This is a genomic window from Cupriavidus sp. 2TAF22 (genome assembly GCF_052115045.1).
Classification (GTDB): domain Bacteria; phylum Pseudomonadota; class Gammaproteobacteria; order Burkholderiales; family Burkholderiaceae; genus Cupriavidus.
In genome coordinates, this window is the sequence record NZ_JBFRFX010000001.1 from 1 (window position 1) to 15632 (window position 15632).

Genomic DNA, 15632 nt, shown 5'->3' on the forward strand with positions numbered 1-15632 from the left:
GGGCCGGCGCCGGGCGGCCGGCCCGGCTGTCCCGGCGGCTGCGCACGCAGCGCGCGCGCCAGCCGGCGTCCGGCGAAGAACCCGCTCCAGCCGCCCAGCAGCTGCCCGGGCAGGCAACGCGGGCGCCGCAGCAGGCTGTGCGCGAGGAAGAACGCGCCGGGACAGCCGCGCGAGCCGATCAGCAACTGGTGCAGCACCAGGCGCGCGCGCATCGCCGGCGGTGCGTACGCCATCGTGATGGCCGTCATGTTGCAGGTCTCTTCGAAGCAGCGCTTGCGCGCGAAGCTCTCGCGCTCGTAGTTGTAGCGCACCGCCGGGTAGTGATCGACGATGGCGGCGGGATCGAGCACCAGCCGCCAGCCCGCGTGCCGCAGCATCTGGCACATCCATGTCTCGTTGCCGGGCTGCGCGCCCTGTCCGTGCAGGCGCTCGTCGAAGCGGGCCGTGCCCATCGCCGCGCGGCGCAGGATCCAGTTGCAGCCCTTCAGGGTCTCCGCCGCGCGCGGCGCGCCGCAGACCCTGTGCGTTTCGCCGATGATGCGGCCCCAGCCGTCGCGGTAGGCGGCAAGCGGCACGTCGGGCAAGGGCAGCGGCCTGCCATCGGCGCCATGCACGACATCGCGCCCGCCAACGCCGCCCACCTCCGGATCGGAAAAATGCGGCAGCACGCGCGCCAGCCAGTCCGCGCGCGGCAGGGCGTCGTCGTCCAGGATCGCCAGCAGTTCGCCAGTGACGTGCGGCAGGCCGGCGTTCATCGCAGCGATCACGCCGGGCTCGACCACCGTGACTGCCTGCAGGCCGGGATAGCGTTGCGGCGCGGTCCGTGCCAGCCAGTCGGCCGTCTCCGCGTCATCGGCGCCGCGGCAGACCACGATCCATTGCGCGGGCGCGGGCGCCAGCGCGCTCGCTGCCTGCAGGCAGCGCTGCAGCATGTCCAGGCGGCGGAAGGTCGGGATCATCAGCGTGACGCTGGGCGCATCGCTCATGGTGCGCTTCCTCCGTTGGCGGCAAGCTGCTCGTCGGCAGGCAGCAGGCGCCCGGCGCGCACGGCGCCGGCAATCTCGCAGACGATGGCCGCGGCCAGCCCCGACGACAGTCCGAGCTGGAACCACAGCACGCCGTCCAGCGTGGTGAGGTCAAGCAGCCGCGGGGCCAGCGCGCACCACGCCGCGACCACCGGCACCTGCACAAAGGCAAAGTGATTCAGTCCGCGGTTGGCCAGCAACTGCCAGGCGATGCCCACCACGCTGGCAAACCCGGAGCCCAGGCACGCGACCACCAGTTCGGCGTGCAGCGCGGCGTAGTTCGGCCCGACCAGCCACAGCAGCAGGCCGGGCCACAAGATCGCGAGCAGGACCAGCGCGGCCGCCGGCAGGCAGGCCAGCGCCACCCATGCCGCAAAGCGCCGCAGCACGCCTTCGCGTGCCTGCGCAAAGCGCGGAATCACGTATGCCGCCACCACCGCGCCCACCGGCATCAGCAACTGGCCGATACGCGACAGCGCACCCAGCGCCGCGGTCTGCCCGACCGCGCCGTGGAACGCCACGATGGCGAACACCATCTGGCCCTGGATGCAGTAGAACGCCTCGAGCGGCAACTGGCGGCGCATCACGCTGCCGATGAACTGGCGGTCGGCGGCGGCGCGGGCGCCATGTTCGGCATGCGATAGACCGGCACCAGGGAGCGTCGCGCCCGCGCCGGGAATCTCGCGTGCGATCCAGCGCCTGACCACCGGCACCCGCAGCCCGGCGCACAGTACGTTGACAAGCGTCGCGCCGAGCACGCCGAGCATGCCCAGCGCGTAGAGCGCCGACGACAGCACCAGCCGGGCGACGGACAAGGCGGTATCGAGCGCCTGGAGCGCCGGCGCGCGGTTGGCGAACAGCAACACCTGGTCCACCACGCGCGACTGCATGTCGAAATACCAGGTAGCCAGCAACAGGGCCAGCAGCAGCGCGGTCAGCACCATGCCAGCATGATTGCGATGCAACAGCCAGGCGGCGATCGCCAGCACCACCGGCAGTAGCCACGCGGAGAGTTTCCAGCGCTGCCCCATTGCCGCGCGGGCGAGTTCCGCCGCGCGCTGGCGGTCCGGCCAGGTCTTGCCGAGCAGCGCGTTCAGCCCGAGCTGGATGCCGCCCTTGGTGACCACGGCGATGGCACCCATGATGATGCCGACGACCGTATAGATGGCGTAGTCGCCAACGTCGAGCCAACGCGCCAGCAGCAGGCCGGTGATGGCGCCAACCCCCTGCGACAGCACGGCATAGACGAGGAAGTTGAGCAACTTCACGGCGTGGCCCCCTAGGCCGCCGGCGCGTGTTGCGCGCGCTGCGCAGGCGGTGCGGCCCCGATGGCGCCGCCCGCGCCCGTTTCCGCCCCGATGATCTCGAGCAGCCGAGCCGCCGCCTGCTCGGCGCGGAAGCGCCGGCTGAAGCATTGCCCTGCGGCCGCGCGCATGCGCGCCTGCGCGGCGGGCGCCATGCGCAGCCACCGCTGCAGGCACGCGGCCGTGCCCTGTGCAGTGTCCGGGCCGACCAGCCCCGCCCCGTCCTCGACGATCTCGCGCCAGATATTGACCTTGTCGGAGATCAGCACGGGCACGCCGCAACCAAGCGCCTCGGCCACCGCCACGCCGAAGTTCTCCTGGTGCGAGGGCAGGCAGAACAGCTCGGCCGCGTGGAAGGCTCCCCACTTGAGATCGCCCTTGAGCATGCCGGTCCAGCATGTGCGCGCGGACAGGCCGTACCCGGCAAGGCGCTGCTCCAGCGCCGTGCGCATCGCCGCATCGTACGGGCCCGCCAGCACCAGGTGCAGCGCCGCATCCTGCGCAGCCACGCCGGCGAACGCGTCGACCAGCAGGTCGCAGCCCTTCTTCTCGTGGATACGTCCGAGAAAGAGCACGATGCGCTTGCCGCGCGTGGCGGGGAAGGTGCAGAAGAACGCTTCGCGCAGTGGCGCGGCCTGCTGCGGCGGCTGTGCCGTACCGTAGGTGGCCACCACTTCGCGGCAGCGATACGGCCAGAAGGCGCCGTGCGCGCGCAGGCGTTCCTCGCTGCAGGTAAACAACACGCCGCGCGCGCCGCGCAGCACCCAGTAGTCGCCCAGCAACCAGTAAACGCTTTTCTTGAGATGCTTGAGCGGATAGTGTTCGCGGAACCACGGGTCGAGCATGCCGTGCGTGAAGACGAAGTACGGCACCTGCTTGCCGCGCAGGGCCAGGCACACGGCCAGCGCGTGGAACTGCCACAGTCCTTCGACGATCACCGCGTCATAGCCTTCGGCGTGCGCGCGCAGCCATTGCAGCATGCGGCGACTGAAGCCGTACTTGAGCGAGGACGGCCCCAGCGCGATCACGTCGAGTTCGCTGTCGCGCACGCAGGCCGCATCCGGCGCGTCACCGCAGCACACCTGCACCTGCACGCCGCATTCGCTCAGGGGCGCGCGCAGCTGGCGCACGCCCTCGATGGGCCCCCCGCCACCGGGATCGATCGAGGAGATGACGTGCAGGATCCTCATCGCTGACTCACTGCCGACTCATTGCCGATCATTGCCGGCTCATTGCCGCAATGGCGGGGTGGCGGGTGCCGCTGCCTTGCGCGCAATGAAGTGGAACCAGTAGACCTCGTCGAGCGCCTGGCCTTCGCGAAGGGGCTCCTTGTCCACGTTGCCGTACACGACTTCCGTGTCCAGGCCAAGTTGCGCCAGCGCGCGGCGCTGCGCCTCGAGCTCCGTGTAGACGATCACGATGCCGAACTTGTGCGCGGCGCATACGCGGATGGCGTAGCCGTCGAACTCGCGGTTCAGGCGCGAATAGCGCAGGTAGTTGAACGTGGCCAGCGGCAGGTTGCACAGCACGCGAGCGGTATCGATGCCCACCGCGATCGGGTTGCCCGACAGATGCGGCAGGCGCAGGAACATCGAGAGATTCTCGCGATAGCTCGGCCCGCGCATGTTGTGGCTGGAGAAGAGCACCAGGCCGCCGGGGCGCAGCACGCGCGCGAACTCGCGCAGGATGGCCTCGCGGCCCGGATAGTCCACCGCGTCGATACCGTTGAAGCTGAACATCACCAGCGCGAAGCTGTTGTCGGCGAAGCGCGACATGTCGCGCGCATCCATCTGCGCGACACGCACGCCAGGATGGTTGCGCTGGCAGATCTCGACCATCTCCGGCATGTAGTCGACCGCGGTGTAGTCGTCGCTCAGCGCGCGCAGCATCGGCACGGTACGCCCGCCGCCAACCCCCACGTCGAGGATCGGCTGTCCGCGGACTTCCTCGGCGAGCCAGGCGATGGCAGCCGCCTCGCCGGGATCGGTCCAGTCGCTGGCGGTGCCAAACCACCGCCGCGCGCCCCAACTACGCCATGCGTGCTGATTGATGCGATCTTGTGCCGTGCCTGACGCCATGGGAACCTCGCTCGAGAAGAGCCGCCGTGGACCAGAGCGCCGCGCTGCCGCAGGCATGCTCCGGGGGCAGGTGACCAGCCTGCGTGCATCGAGAATGCCGAGGCGAGGGACCGGGTTCTGTTCGTTGGCACACACGCTTGCCGCCACCTTGTCGCCGTCTTGCCGGTACCGCTCCGGCCGCCCGGCGCGGCGCGGCGACGACCCGCGCAGAAGGTGCCGGCGACGCCGCACGCAAGCATTTTGCAAGGGGATTAGCACCGGCGCGGCAGGGGTTCAGGCAGCGCTGTCTCTCCCCTCATCCTGATGGCTGAGATGGTCCTCATCCGTTTGTCGTGCGACGGCCAGCGCATGGGTGCAGAGGTAGCCCGTAAATGCGCCGTACTTCACCCTGCAGGAAGTTTCAATTTTGTGCCGAAGGCCTCGGGCGACACCTTCCCGCACCATAGGAATGCGGGCTCCCGGTATTTTCTGTTGCAGCGGTGAAACATAATCCGGCGATGACTGTTTCACTCCTGAAACTTAATCTTTTTGATTATCCCTAACCCGTTCGGGTACCCCGCCATTCGGCCTCCACCAAGGCTTTCCGGATGATGAAAGCAAACCGCACCATCCCATCCCGGGCGCCGACAAAGCAACTTGATTTCGTGCAGATCAGACCATAAGATGACCTTAATTCGTTTTAAGACGAATGGCATTTTGGGGTGGGTTCAGGGGGTCAGCCTTCCGCCATGCTTCTAGTTTCCGACAATAAGATGAGCGGAACTTTCATGGCGGTAGTACGGGGATAAATTAAGGCGGCGCAAGTCAGCAGCTTGGGTCGTGCAGGTCATTATTCCGCGCTGCGTTCAACCTGTTCCTGCCTCAATCATACGGGGGGAATAAGAACATGAACGCGCTTCTCATAGAGGGTCATCCATTGCTGCGTCTCGGGCTGCTTCAGATGCTCGAGCGTATCCACGGCGTGGACCATGTCATCACCGTCGATCCGGGCGACGTTGCGCTGCTCGACGGCAATCACTGCGACCTGCTCGTCTTTGGCATGCCCGCCGATCTCGATGCGGGATGGCAGCTCCTCAACAAGGTGCGTTCCGTGCTCTCGGCGGAGCGCCTTCTGCTGCTCGCCGATGTCCTGCCGCTGCAGATCCCGGCGCTGGCCATGGCGCAGGGTATATGCGGCTGCCTGCCCAAGTCGGCCTCGCTCGCCGTGCTCGAGGCCGGCATCCGGCTGGCGATGGTGGGCGGACAATACGGGCGCGGCCAGAACGGCCGCCAGGCTGGCGGCGCGCCGGGGATGTCCGCCGGCGGCTACCCGCTGGGCGGGCGCGTGCCGGTGCTGGCGCCGCTGACGGATGGCGCCGCCTGCGGCCCCTCGGGCACCCGCATCCAGGGCACGCCTTCCTCGCGCGACTCGCTGGGCGCCGTGGCGCGGCAGGGCGCCGCGGCCGGCGACGGTGGCAGCCAGAACAGCCATGGCGAAACCGCCTACGACGAAGCCGAGATGCTGCAGATCACGCCGCGCCAGTACGAGGTGCTGGTGCTGCTCGCGCGCGGTCATCCGATCAAGACCGTCAGCCGCATGCTCAATATCTCGGTCGCCACGGTAAAGAGCCATGCGTGTACGCTGTACCAGCGGCTCAAGGTGCGCAACAAGGGCGAAGCGGTCTATGCGGCGCTCCAGCGCGGCGCCTTGCTGGAGTGGGTCAGCGGTGACGACGCGGCGCCGCGCAACTCGGTGCGCGCATCCGCCGAATACAGCACCGGAGCTTCCGCGGCGATGCGCTGACACGCTGCATCCTGCACACCTGGCGGCGGCCCCCGGCCGGAGCCGGGGCGTGCAGGCTAGCTTGCACAGAACAGGCCTGTGCGGCGAAGAGTTGGGCGGGAAATGCCGCCGGGAGTCCCCGGCGACCTTTCCCGCAGTGCATTTCACGGTCGCCAATCTGTCGTCGCGAGCCGCCAATGTGTCGCCGCCAGACGACCGCCGCGGCCGCCCCGCGCAGCCCGCTACGCCTTGCCTGGCGCCGTTTCCAACGATTTCCCCGGTGCCGGCTCAATGTGGGACAGCGCACCGATGGGAGGTCATGCGCATCCTAGGATGACAACACGGGGGATTGTCGCAGTCGTTGCGATGGACCTGTCACCGTTAGAGCGGGAGCCTGCCGTGAACGAGACCATCGACCTTGGGATGCAACACTCGACTGGCCAGCTTGCAGAACGGCGCGGCTCCAGCCCACTGGCGTGCCTCGCCATGCTGTGCGCGGCGCTGCTGCTGGGCGCGTGCTCGAGTTCTCCCGGCATGCACTTCGACGCCAAGGCGCCGGTCAGCGCGATCGGGCCCGACGCCATGCCGAACATCACCCCCATCACGCTGGACCTGGTGCGCAGCCAGAAGAACGTGGCCCAGCGCGAACTGGACAAGCTCGACGAACTGTACGGCAAGCCCGAGCCCTACCGCATCGGCGCCGGCGACATCGTCTCCGTGGTGGTGTGGGATCACCCGGAACTGGTCTTCCCCAACCAGACCTACAGCATCGGCGCCGCCTATGAGATACCCGCGGTCGGCGGAGGCGCCAACGTGCCCGGCTACGTGGTCAGCGCACAGGGCGACATCCAGTTCCCCTACGCCGGCGTGATGAGGGTGGCCGGCAAGACTTCCAACGAAGTGCGCGACCAGATCGCGCGGGTGCTCGCGCGCGTGGTGCGCGATCCCCAGATGACGGTGCGCGTGCTGGCGTTCCGCAGCCAGCGCATCTACGTCGACGGTGAAGTGCGCACGCCCGGCATGCAGCCCATCGACGATGCCCCGATGACGCTGATCGAGGCGCTCAACCGCGCCGGCGGCGTACTCAACACGACCGGCGACAACAGCCGCATCCGCATCACGCGCGGCGAGCGCAGCTGGCGCGTCAACATCCCGGCGTTGCTGGCCCGCGGCGTCGATCCGTCGCGCATCATGCTCAGGAACGGCGACATCGTGCGCGTGGAGCAACGCGAAGACAGCAAGATCTTCGTCACGGGCGAAGTCGTGCGTCCCATCACGCTGCTGATGCGCAACGGCCGCATGACGCTCAACGAAGCGCTGGGCGACGCCGGCGGCGTCAATCCGGGTTCGGCCAACGCGGAACAGATCTTCGTGATCCGCAAGGCGGAGGACGGCGAGCCGAAGGTCTTCCACCTCGACGGTACCTCGCCGGTAGCGCTGGCCATCGCCGAGGGCTTCCAGCTCGAGGCCAAGGACGTGGTGTACGTGGATGCGCGCGAGCTGGTGCGCTGGAGCCGTGTGATGAACCTGCTCATACCATCGACCGGCCCGGTCCTTGGTACGGCGACGATGGTGAAATAGGCGCACGCGTCATGATCCGCTCGATCCTGGTGGTGTGCATCGGCAATACCTGCCGCAGTCCGATGGCGCAATGCCTGCTCGGCAATTCGCTGCCCGGCTGCACCATCACGTCGGCAGGCCTGGCGCCGCTCGAAGGCGCCGCCGCCGATCCGCACATCGTGCGCCTGCTTGCGGAGGACGGGCTGGATCTCCCCGGACACCGCGCTCGCGTGCTCGACGCAAGCATGGTCAGCGGCGCCGACCTCGTACTGGTGATGGACACAGAACAAAGAGAGGCGCTGGAGCGCCTGTACCCCCATGCGCGCGGCAAGGTCTACCGGCTTTGCGAATTCGTGCACGCCGACGTACCCGATCCCTATGGCTGTTCGCAGAACATGTTCAGGATCGTGTTCGGGCTCATCAAGCAAGGCGTCGATACATGGGTGGTGCGGATTCGCGCCATTGCACGGGATGCATATCACGGGGAGGTAGCATGAACACGTTCAACCCGCACGAAGCCCTGAGCGGCCCCCAGCGGGGCGCGGCCCGGGAAAAAGGGATCGACCTGACCGGCTATCTCGACATCCTGATGCGGTACCGCTGGACGTTTCTCCTGGTCGCCGGCGTGATCTTCCTGCTGGGCGCGACCTATGCCTTCTTCACCAGGTCCGTCTACCGCACCGATATCGTGGTGCAGGTAGAGGATACGGGCGGCAGCAGCAACACCAGCAAGCTCGCCGGCAGCGTGGCGCCGGTATTCGACGTCAAGCCCGCGGCGGCCTCGGAGATCGAGCTGCTGCACTCGCGCATGGTGGTGGGCAAGGCCGTCGACAACCTGCGCCTGGCCATCGACGCCAGGCCGCGCTACTTCCCGCTGATCGGCCAGCCGCTCGCGCGCTACAACCCGGGCCTGTCCGATCCCGGCCTGTTCGGCTGGGGTGGCTTCGTGTGGGGCGGCGAACACATCGCGGTCACGCGGCTCGACATGCCCGCGCGCATCGAAGGCACCCACATGCTGGTCACGGTGCTGGACAACAACCGCTATAGCCTCAAGATCGAAGGCGAGGACACCGTGGCCACCGGCACCGTCGGCCAGGCGCTGCTGGCGCCCACTTCGCGCGGCAACGTCGGGATCATGGTCTCCGAACTCGACGGCAAGCCCGGCGCGACCTTCACGGTGATGCGCGTGCCGCGCGCCAATGCGATCGCCAAGTTGCAGGAGACCCTGCAGATCGTCGAGCGCGGCAAGTCCAGCGGCGTGATCGGCGTCACCCTCGAAGGCCCGGACCCGGATCTGATCGCCGCCACGCTCAACGAGATCGGCGCCGAGTACGTCGACCAGAACGTGCGCCGCAGGGCAGAGGAAGCCGAGAAGTCGCTGGCCTTCCTCCAGCAGCAGTTGCCGCAGGTCAAGCAACAGGTGGAGACCGCCGAGACGCGCTACAACGCGCTGCGCAACCAGCGCGGCACCATCGACCTGAACGAGGAATCAAAGCTGATCCTGTCGCAGTCGGTGCAGATCCAGACCCGCGTGCAGGAGTTGCGCCAGAAGCGCCAGGAGCTGGTGACGCGTTTCACCGGCAACCATCCCAGCATCGGCATCGTCGACGAACAGATCGCCAGCCTGACCGCCGCGCTCAACGGCGTGACCGCGCGCATCCAGAAGCTGCCGGAAGTGGAGCAGAACGTGGTGCGGCTGATGCGCGACGTGAAGGTAAGCACGGAGATGTACCAGTCGCTGCTCAACGATGCGCAGCAATTGCGGCTCACCAAGGCCAGCAAGGTCGGCACCGCGCGCCTGGTCGACCCCGCCGAGGTGCCGCTGCTGCCGGTGCGGCCCAACCGCAATCTGCTGGTGATCTTCGCCGCCCTGCTGGGCACCGTGGGCGCGTTGATGATCGTGTTCCTGCGCCACCTTCTCGACGGCGGCGTCTCGGAAGCCGACGACATCGAGAGCCAGACCGGCTTCACGGTGTACTCCACCATCCCGTTCAGCCCGGAACAATCGCGCCTGATGGCCAAAGGCGGGCCCAACGCGCTGCTGGCCTGCCGCATGCCGGAAGACCCCGCGATGGAGAGCCTGCGCAGCTTCCGCACCGCCTTGCAGTTCTCGCTGCTGGGCGTCCATCATCCGGTGGTGCTGGTGACCGGGCCCTCGCCCGGCGTGGGCAAGTCCTTCATCTGCGCCAACTTCGCCACGGTGCTGGCCGCGGGCGGCAAGCGCGTGGTGCTGATCGACGCGGACCTGCGCCGCGGCAACCTCAACCACCGCTTCGACACCGAGCGCGGCCCCGGCCTGACCGAGCTCCTGCGCGGCGCGCCGGTGGAAGGCGCGGTGCGCAGGCAGGTGGTCCCCGGCCTGGATTTCATTCCCACCGGCACGCTCCCGACGCACGCCGCCGACCTCCTGCTCAGCCCGATGATGGACACGTTGCTCGATGCGCTGAAGTCGAACTACGACGTCGTGCTGATCGATACGCCCCCGGTGCTGTCCGCCTCCGATACCGGCATCCTCGCCACCAAGGCCGACGCCGTGTTCATGGTCGCCCGCGCCGACTCCACCACGGTGGACGAGCTCGAAGCGGCCGGCAGGGCGATCCGGCAGGCCGGCGGCGAAGTAAAGGGTGTGCTGTTCAACGGGCTGAACGTGCAAGGCCGCTGGTACCGGGCGCACTACAGCTTCGGCAAGTACCGGTACCTGAGCTATCGGTACCAGGATGTGGAAACGGTGGAGGGCAGATAGGCCGGGCGGCGGCCTTTGCCAGGGTGCAGCCAGAGTGGTCTTCTTCGGTCACCCGGGCCGCATTGCGGGCGCGCCGGCGGCTCGCCGCCAATGCGGCGCGCATCGTTCGCGTTCAGGCCCTGCGGGTCGCCTTCATCGGGAACCGCCCGAACACGCCGGCGGTGATCGTGCCTTCCATCGTGTCGCCCGAAAGCTGGGCTTCCACCTTGAGCGTCAATGGCATCGGCGCCGTGAGCTTCATCTTGAAGGTCACGCGGTCGCCATTGAGCTCGCCGTCGATGACCTCGGCCGTAGCCTTCTCGCCCGCATTGGTCCCGCCGAAGCCGCCGGCCCCGGTGCCGACGATGGTAAGCACCGAGCGCTGCTCGCCGCCCGGCGTCTGGGAGATACAGTCCCATTGGCCTTTGATTTCTGTCGTCATAAACAATTTCCTGCTGCTTTTTTTCGTCAACGTAAAAACCATACGGATGTCCCGCCAAATCCCGGCGGCCCGGCTGGAAAGCCGATGGCATTCCTGTCGAGCCGTCCATTGGCGTTGGCGTTCTTGTCCTGGTACGCGATGATCGCATAGTCGCCGGCCGGCACATGCTTGAAGATCACGGCAATACCGGCACGATGGGCAACTGCGCAGGCGGCCACCTGGCAGGCGCTGGCCGCCTGCCATCACGTTCAATGGCACCAGCGCGCGGCGCCGCCTCAGGCTTGCACCGTACCCGGCACGACGTCGTCCAGCGCATTCGACGCCTCGGCCTCGCTGGCGGCTTCGGCAAGCGCGGCGCGCGCGACCTGCGCTTCCATGTACCACACCAGGTGCGCCTGCAGCGCCGCGCGGCTTTCCGCCAGGAACAGCGAGTGATCGAACTTCGACAGCGTCCGCACGCGGATATGATCGAGTCCCTGCAGCGCCTCCAGATTGCCGCCGAAGCGGTCCCGCGCTTCCTCCAGCCCGATATCGCTCATGCCGTAGAGGAAATCCGTCTGGACGCCGCGCCGGTCGAGCTCGCGCATGGCGGCACGCGCGAAGCCCGTCACGGTGGTGGTGTCCTCGCCGCCGCGCCAGCGTGCCACGGCGGACACCGCGCGCTGGCTCAGGCGGCGCGCGCTGCGGCGCACGAACCCGTTGAGGATCGGCACGACCTTCATCTGGCCGCGCATCAGCCGCAGCCAGGTCTCGGCGCGGCGCGCCGCGGCGACGTAGCCGCGCATCGATTGCACGCGCTCGTTGACCGCGGCGGTATCGGTCTCGTCCCAGCGGAACTTGGCCAGGTTGGCCAGCACCACGCCCGCTACGGCCGGGTTGCGCAGGGCCACGTGCAAGCTGATGAAGGCACCCGAGCACACGCCCGCGACCACGATCCGCCGCATGCCCCGGGCACGCAGCCAGTCCACGGCGGCGCTGGCGTCTTCGCAGGCGCTCGGGTCGTATACGGCGGGAATGCTCATCTGGCGTGCCGGCGCGGGGCTGTCGCCGAGCGCGGAGAGGTCCAGGCGCAGCGCGGTGACGCCGTGGCGCGCCAGCTCGCGCGACAAGGAGACGAACAGCCGCCCGTCGCCGACATGGTGGTTGCCGCCGGTGTTGGGGAACAGGATCGCGACCCCGCCGGCGGTGCGCCGCGCGGGTTCGCACAGGATGCCGAACTGGCGGCCGCGGTCCAGCCACACGCGCTGCTCGCGCACGCCGTCCACTTCGCATTCCAGCGCCGGGCGGTCGTCGTGGGCCGCCGGCGCGCCGCGCGCGGCGCCTCTGCCGCCGGCGGCCAGCGCCGGGCGCATCCAGGCCAGTACCGCCTGCCAGGCGGCTTCCGGCACCTTGGCGTATTCCGGCGCCTGCATCATGCCCGGGTACTCGGCAAAGCCGTCCAGCGTGACCTCGGCTCCGGCGTTGCGGTAAAGCGTACCCATTTCTGCGACCGGCGATGCGGTGCCTGGCCATGCATCGAGCAAGAGCACGCGGGGCGCCGGGCAACCCTTGCGACGCGCCATGCGCAGGCCCTCGAGCGCGGCCACGGTGTCGGGCTGGAAGCGGTAGGCGAGCACGTCCAGCGAGCCGTCGGTGGGCGGGATCAGCTGGATATCGGGGATGACGTTGTTGACCCAGCCGGTATGCAGCGCACGCAGTTCTCGCAGGTAGGCGCGCCCGCTCGCGACCGGCGCCAGCAGGACCAGCCCGGCCACCACCCCGGCATCGCGCGCGGCCAGCGCCTCGGCGGCCAGCACGGCCAGCGCGGCGCCAAGGCGCAGGCCGCACAACACCACGCGCGTCACGCCGCCCTGCTCGCGCAGGGTCCGCACCGCGGCCAGGATGCCATGCACGCAACAGGCGATATGGTCGACATCGGCATCGCTGCCGGCGGAGTCCCCGGTGCCGGGATAGTCGAAGCGCAGCACCGGCAGCCCGGCCGCCGCGAGGTCGCCGGCAAGGTGCCGGTAGGCGCGGTGGGACCACATGGCTTCGTGGCCGTGCGGATTGCATAGCACCACGCCCGTGGTGCCCGGTGCTTCATGGAGCCACCCGGCGCACCCCTCGAACAAGACCGGTTTCATCGCTTCTCCCAAGGGAAAACGGGGCTCGGACCCCCGGCATTCGCGCACGCAGAAACGGGTACGCTTTTGTTCTGCTTGTTGTCCTGGCGGGCCATTACCGCCCGCGGCCCGCCGCGCCGGGAGGGCGCGCGGGCCGCCTTGTCTCGCGCTGCGAGGAAGCACGCAGAAACGGGTACGCTCATGGCCGCCTCGCCGCGTTGCGCGCCGTCAGGCCGCCGGCATCGAGTCTTGTCCGGCCGGCCGGTCCTGCTCCTTGGACGGCGCGCTGCGCGCCTCGAGGGCCAGCGCCTCGGGCTGCGCGGGAGGCAGCGGCAAGCCCAGGTAGGGATTCATGGCGGCGAAATCCGCGCGGTTGCTGCGCCGGCGGATGACGCCGTTGAGCATGCCGCCGGCCAGGCGGGCCTCGGCGCGGGCCAGGCGCTTGACGGCTTCGTCCACCTGGCTCGCCGGCGTCACGTCGGCACGCACCACCAGCAGGGTGGAGCCGGCCAGGTTGGCGACCAGGGTGCCGTCGGCCACGGCCAGCACCGGCGGCGTATCGATGATGACCAGGTCGAAGCGTGCCTTGCAGACCTGCAGCATCTCGGCCAGCGACGGCATCATCAGCAGCTCGGACGGATTGGTCGGCGTTGCGCCGGCAGTGATCAGGCAGAGGCCGGACACCACCGTGGGGCGCACGACTGCCGCCAGGTCGGCGCGGCCCGCCAGCAGTTCGGCCAGCCCGGGCTCCGGCGCCTGGTCGAACCAGTTGGCGATCTTGCCGCGACGCAGGTCGGCGTCGACCAGCAGCACGCGCTGGCCGGCTTCGGCGAACAACACCGCGAGGTTGACCGAGGCGAAGGTCTTGCCCGCGCCGGGCGCGGGGCTGGTCACCGCGAGCACGCCGTCGGGCGCGTTGCGCACGGCGAAATGCAGCGCCGCGCGTACGCTGCGCAGGCCTTCCACCGCAAGCGCATGCGGCGAACGCCGCGCCAGCAGGAAGCGGTCGTGCAGCCCGCAGCGCAGCATCCGCTCGCCTTCGCCGGCGGCAAACGCACCGGGCTCGGCCAGCGCGCTGCCGGGCGCAGGCGCATACAGGCGCGGGCTCGCCGTGGCGGCAAACCCCATCATCACGCCCAGGCGGCGATGCACCTCGGCCTCGTGCTCGAGCTCGGTCTGCTCGCTGCTGAAGGCGATCTCGCCCAGCATGGGCATGCCGAGCCGCGCCTCGGCGTCGGCCGCATCGGCCACCGAGGGCTTGTAGCGCTGGCGCGCCGCCGCGCCGGCCAGGCCCAGGCACAGGCCAAGCAGCGCGCCGCCGAAGGTCAGCGGCACGGGGCCAAGGCCGTCCGGGCGCGAAGGCGGCATCGCCGCATCGACGATGCGCATGGTGTTGGAGCGGTCGGACTGGGCCAGCGAGAGCTGCTGCGCGCGGTTGCGCAGGGTCATGTACATATCCTCGGCCACCTTGACGTCGCGCGTGAGCGCCACCGACTCGCGCTCGGTCTCGGACAGGTTCTGCATGCGCGAATCCATGTCGCGCCGCACCTTGCTGAGTTCCTGGATCTGGGTATCGACCGTGCGCACTTCGTTGCTGTCCGTGGTGAAGCGCTGCAGCAGGCGGGTACGCTCCAGGCGCAGGGCGGCGATCTGGCGCTGGTAGTCCATGCTGCCGCTGAGGTAGGACTGGGCCTCCTGCGAGGGCGCCATGGTGCCGCTGCGCGTGCGATAGCGCGTCAGCGCCGCTTCCGCGCGCTCCAGCTCGCCCTTCACGCGCGGCAGCTCGCTGCTGACGAAGGCCAGGCCGCCGGCCGCGTCATCGCGGCGCTGGGTGGTCTGGCTGTCGATGTAGGCCTGCGCCACGCCGTTGACCAGCGCAGCCGCGAGCTTGCGGTCCGGATAGCGCCACGCAACGCGTACCGTGCCGGCGTCACGCGTGTGTTCGTCCACCACCAGTTCGCGCGAGATGCTGTCCACCGTGGAGAGCGGATCGCTGCGCATCAGTTCGAAGCGCGTGCCGGGCTGCGCATCGATTTGTGCGACCTGCAGCTCCACCTCGTTGGCCGATGCGGGTTCGCCCGTCACGCCTTCGAGCAGCATTGCGTCGCCGGCATAGAGCTGGTAATGGCCCTGGGGCTGCGCCACCAGTATCAGCGGCACGTTGAGCAGGCGCTCGGGCACCGAGAGGCTGTCGAGCTGGATCCGCTCGCCGCCCCAGGCGTAGCCGAGGCCTTCGGGCCACGGCCCGATGGCATGGCCCGGCTCGGCGAAGCGCGCCGCGAGCGCCCCGAGCAACGGCGCACGCACGGGCGCCGCCGAGACGTCCAGGTGCAGACGCTCCACCACCGGCCCGACCACCGCGCGGCTGGTCAGCATGCCGGTATCGAACTGCACCGCCGAGGCATTGACCTGGCCGGAGTTGCGCGGCGCTACCTGCACCAGTGCCTCGACGCGGTAGCGCGGCGGCGTCGACAGCGCCACGAACGCGCCGATCCCTGCGCCGGCAAGCGTGAGCCCGATGATCCAGCCGAGGTGATCGAGCAGGGCGCGCCGCCGGCGTGCGCCCGGCGGCGCCGGCTCATCCGCAGCCGGCCTCGTGGCGGAGAAATACAACCTGTTCACGACGTTCTCCCTGGG

At 69.0% G+C, this 15632-nt stretch carries 12 protein-coding genes; 4 read left to right on the top strand and 8 right to left on the bottom strand.

Translation table 11 applies throughout. The annotated features are described in order from the left end of the window. From AB4Z48_RS00005 to AB4Z48_RS00020, 4 genes are all read right to left on the bottom strand, one after another. Positions 1-986: glycosyltransferase family 2 protein (locus tag AB4Z48_RS00005; protein WP_441611770.1), on the bottom strand; the 986-nt coding region annotated here is incomplete at its 3' end. Continuing rightward, positions 983-2293 (bottom strand): hypothetical protein, encoded by a 1311-nt coding sequence (locus AB4Z48_RS00010; RefSeq protein WP_441611771.1) that lies wholly within the window; start codon positions 2291-2293, stop codon positions 983-985. The genes AB4Z48_RS00010 and AB4Z48_RS00005, both read right to left, overlap by 4 nt. 11 nt (positions 2294-2304) lie before the next feature. Beyond that, entirely contained in the window at positions 2305-3519 is a 1215-nt protein-coding gene (locus AB4Z48_RS00015; protein WP_441611772.1) for a glycosyltransferase, read from the bottom strand. Positions 3520-3558: 39 nt separating this feature from the next. After that, the gene (locus AB4Z48_RS00020; protein WP_441611773.1) at positions 3559-4407 is read right to left on the bottom strand and encodes a class I SAM-dependent methyltransferase; all 849 of its coding nucleotides are present in this window, start codon (positions 4405-4407) and stop codon (positions 3559-3561) included. An 886-nt stretch (positions 4408-5293) separates the two neighbouring features. Between AB4Z48_RS00020 and AB4Z48_RS00025 the strand changes: the two genes are divergently transcribed. The 4 genes from AB4Z48_RS00025 to AB4Z48_RS00040 all read left to right on the top strand — a co-directional run bounded on the left by AB4Z48_RS00025 (position 5294) and on the right by AB4Z48_RS00040 (position 10472). Further along, complete coding sequence (locus tag AB4Z48_RS00025; protein ID WP_441611774.1) at positions 5294-6190, top strand: response regulator transcription factor; 897 nt, start codon at positions 5294-5296, stop codon at positions 6188-6190. A gap of 465 nt (positions 6191-6655) precedes the next feature. Beyond that, on the top strand, positions 6656-7750 hold the full coding sequence (locus tag AB4Z48_RS00030) for a polysaccharide biosynthesis/export family protein (protein ID WP_441612253.1): 1095 nt from the start codon (positions 6656-6658) through the stop codon (positions 7748-7750). 11 nt (positions 7751-7761) lie between these two features. After that, a complete protein-coding gene (locus tag AB4Z48_RS00035) occupies positions 7762-8226 on the top strand; it encodes an arsenate reductase/protein-tyrosine-phosphatase family protein (RefSeq protein WP_441611775.1) in 465 nt (154 codons plus the stop codon). Next, a complete protein-coding gene (locus tag AB4Z48_RS00040) occupies positions 8223-10472 on the top strand; it encodes a polysaccharide biosynthesis tyrosine autokinase (RefSeq protein WP_441611776.1) in 2250 nt (749 codons plus the stop codon). The genes AB4Z48_RS00035 and AB4Z48_RS00040 overlap by 4 nt, the downstream gene beginning before the upstream one ends. A 112-nt stretch (positions 10473-10584) precedes the next feature. Here AB4Z48_RS00040 and AB4Z48_RS00045 read toward each other — a convergent pair whose 3' ends face one another. The 4 genes from AB4Z48_RS00045 to AB4Z48_RS00060 all read right to left on the bottom strand — a co-directional run bounded on the left by AB4Z48_RS00045 (position 10585) and on the right by AB4Z48_RS00060 (position 15617). Then, the gene (locus AB4Z48_RS00045) at positions 10585-10893 is read right to left on the bottom strand and encodes a hypothetical protein (protein ID WP_441611777.1); all 309 of its coding nucleotides are present in this window, start codon (positions 10891-10893) and stop codon (positions 10585-10587) included. A 26-nt stretch (positions 10894-10919) separates the two neighbouring features. Then, positions 10920-11111, bottom strand: a complete 192-nt coding sequence (locus tag AB4Z48_RS00050) for a DUF2141 domain-containing protein (protein WP_441611778.1) — start codon at positions 11109-11111, stop codon at positions 10920-10922. A 57-nt stretch (positions 11112-11168) separates the two neighbouring features. Continuing rightward, positions 11169-13016 (bottom strand): alpha/beta fold hydrolase, encoded by a 1848-nt coding sequence (locus tag AB4Z48_RS00055; protein ID WP_441611779.1) that lies wholly within the window; start codon positions 13014-13016, stop codon positions 11169-11171. Between the two features lie 207 nt (positions 13017-13223). Next, positions 13224-15617 carry a polysaccharide biosynthesis tyrosine autokinase gene (locus AB4Z48_RS00060; protein ID WP_441611780.1) on the bottom strand — a complete coding sequence of 798 codons (2394 nt, stop codon included), beginning with the start codon at positions 15615-15617 and terminating at the stop codon, positions 13224-13226. Positions 15618-15632: the final 15 nt, after the last annotated feature.

Coding starts and splice junctions, on each gene's coding strand:
- AB4Z48_RS00030 (WP_441612253.1), top strand. CDS start 6,656: ATGCTGTGCGCGGCGCTGCTGCTGGGCGCGTGCTCGAGTTCTCCCGGC.
- AB4Z48_RS00055 (WP_441611779.1), bottom strand. CDS start 13,016: ATGAAACCGGTCTTGTTCGAGGGGTGCGCCGGGTGGCTCCATGAAGCA.
- AB4Z48_RS00040 (WP_441611776.1), top strand. CDS start 8,223: ATGAACACGTTCAACCCGCACGAAGCCCTGAGCGGCCCCCAGCGGGGC.
- AB4Z48_RS00035 (WP_441611775.1), top strand. CDS start 7,762: ATGATCCGCTCGATCCTGGTGGTGTGCATCGGCAATACCTGCCGCAGT.
- AB4Z48_RS00045 (WP_441611777.1), bottom strand. CDS start 10,893: ATGACGACAGAAATCAAAGGCCAATGGGACTGTATCTCCCAGACGCCG.
- AB4Z48_RS00025 (WP_441611774.1), top strand. CDS start 5,294: ATGAACGCGCTTCTCATAGAGGGTCATCCATTGCTGCGTCTCGGGCTG.
- AB4Z48_RS00015 (WP_441611772.1), bottom strand. CDS start 3,519: ATGAGGATCCTGCACGTCATCTCCTCGATCGATCCCGGTGGCGGGGGG.
- AB4Z48_RS00020 (WP_441611773.1), bottom strand. CDS start 4,407: ATGGCGTCAGGCACGGCACAAGATCGCATCAATCAGCACGCATGGCGT.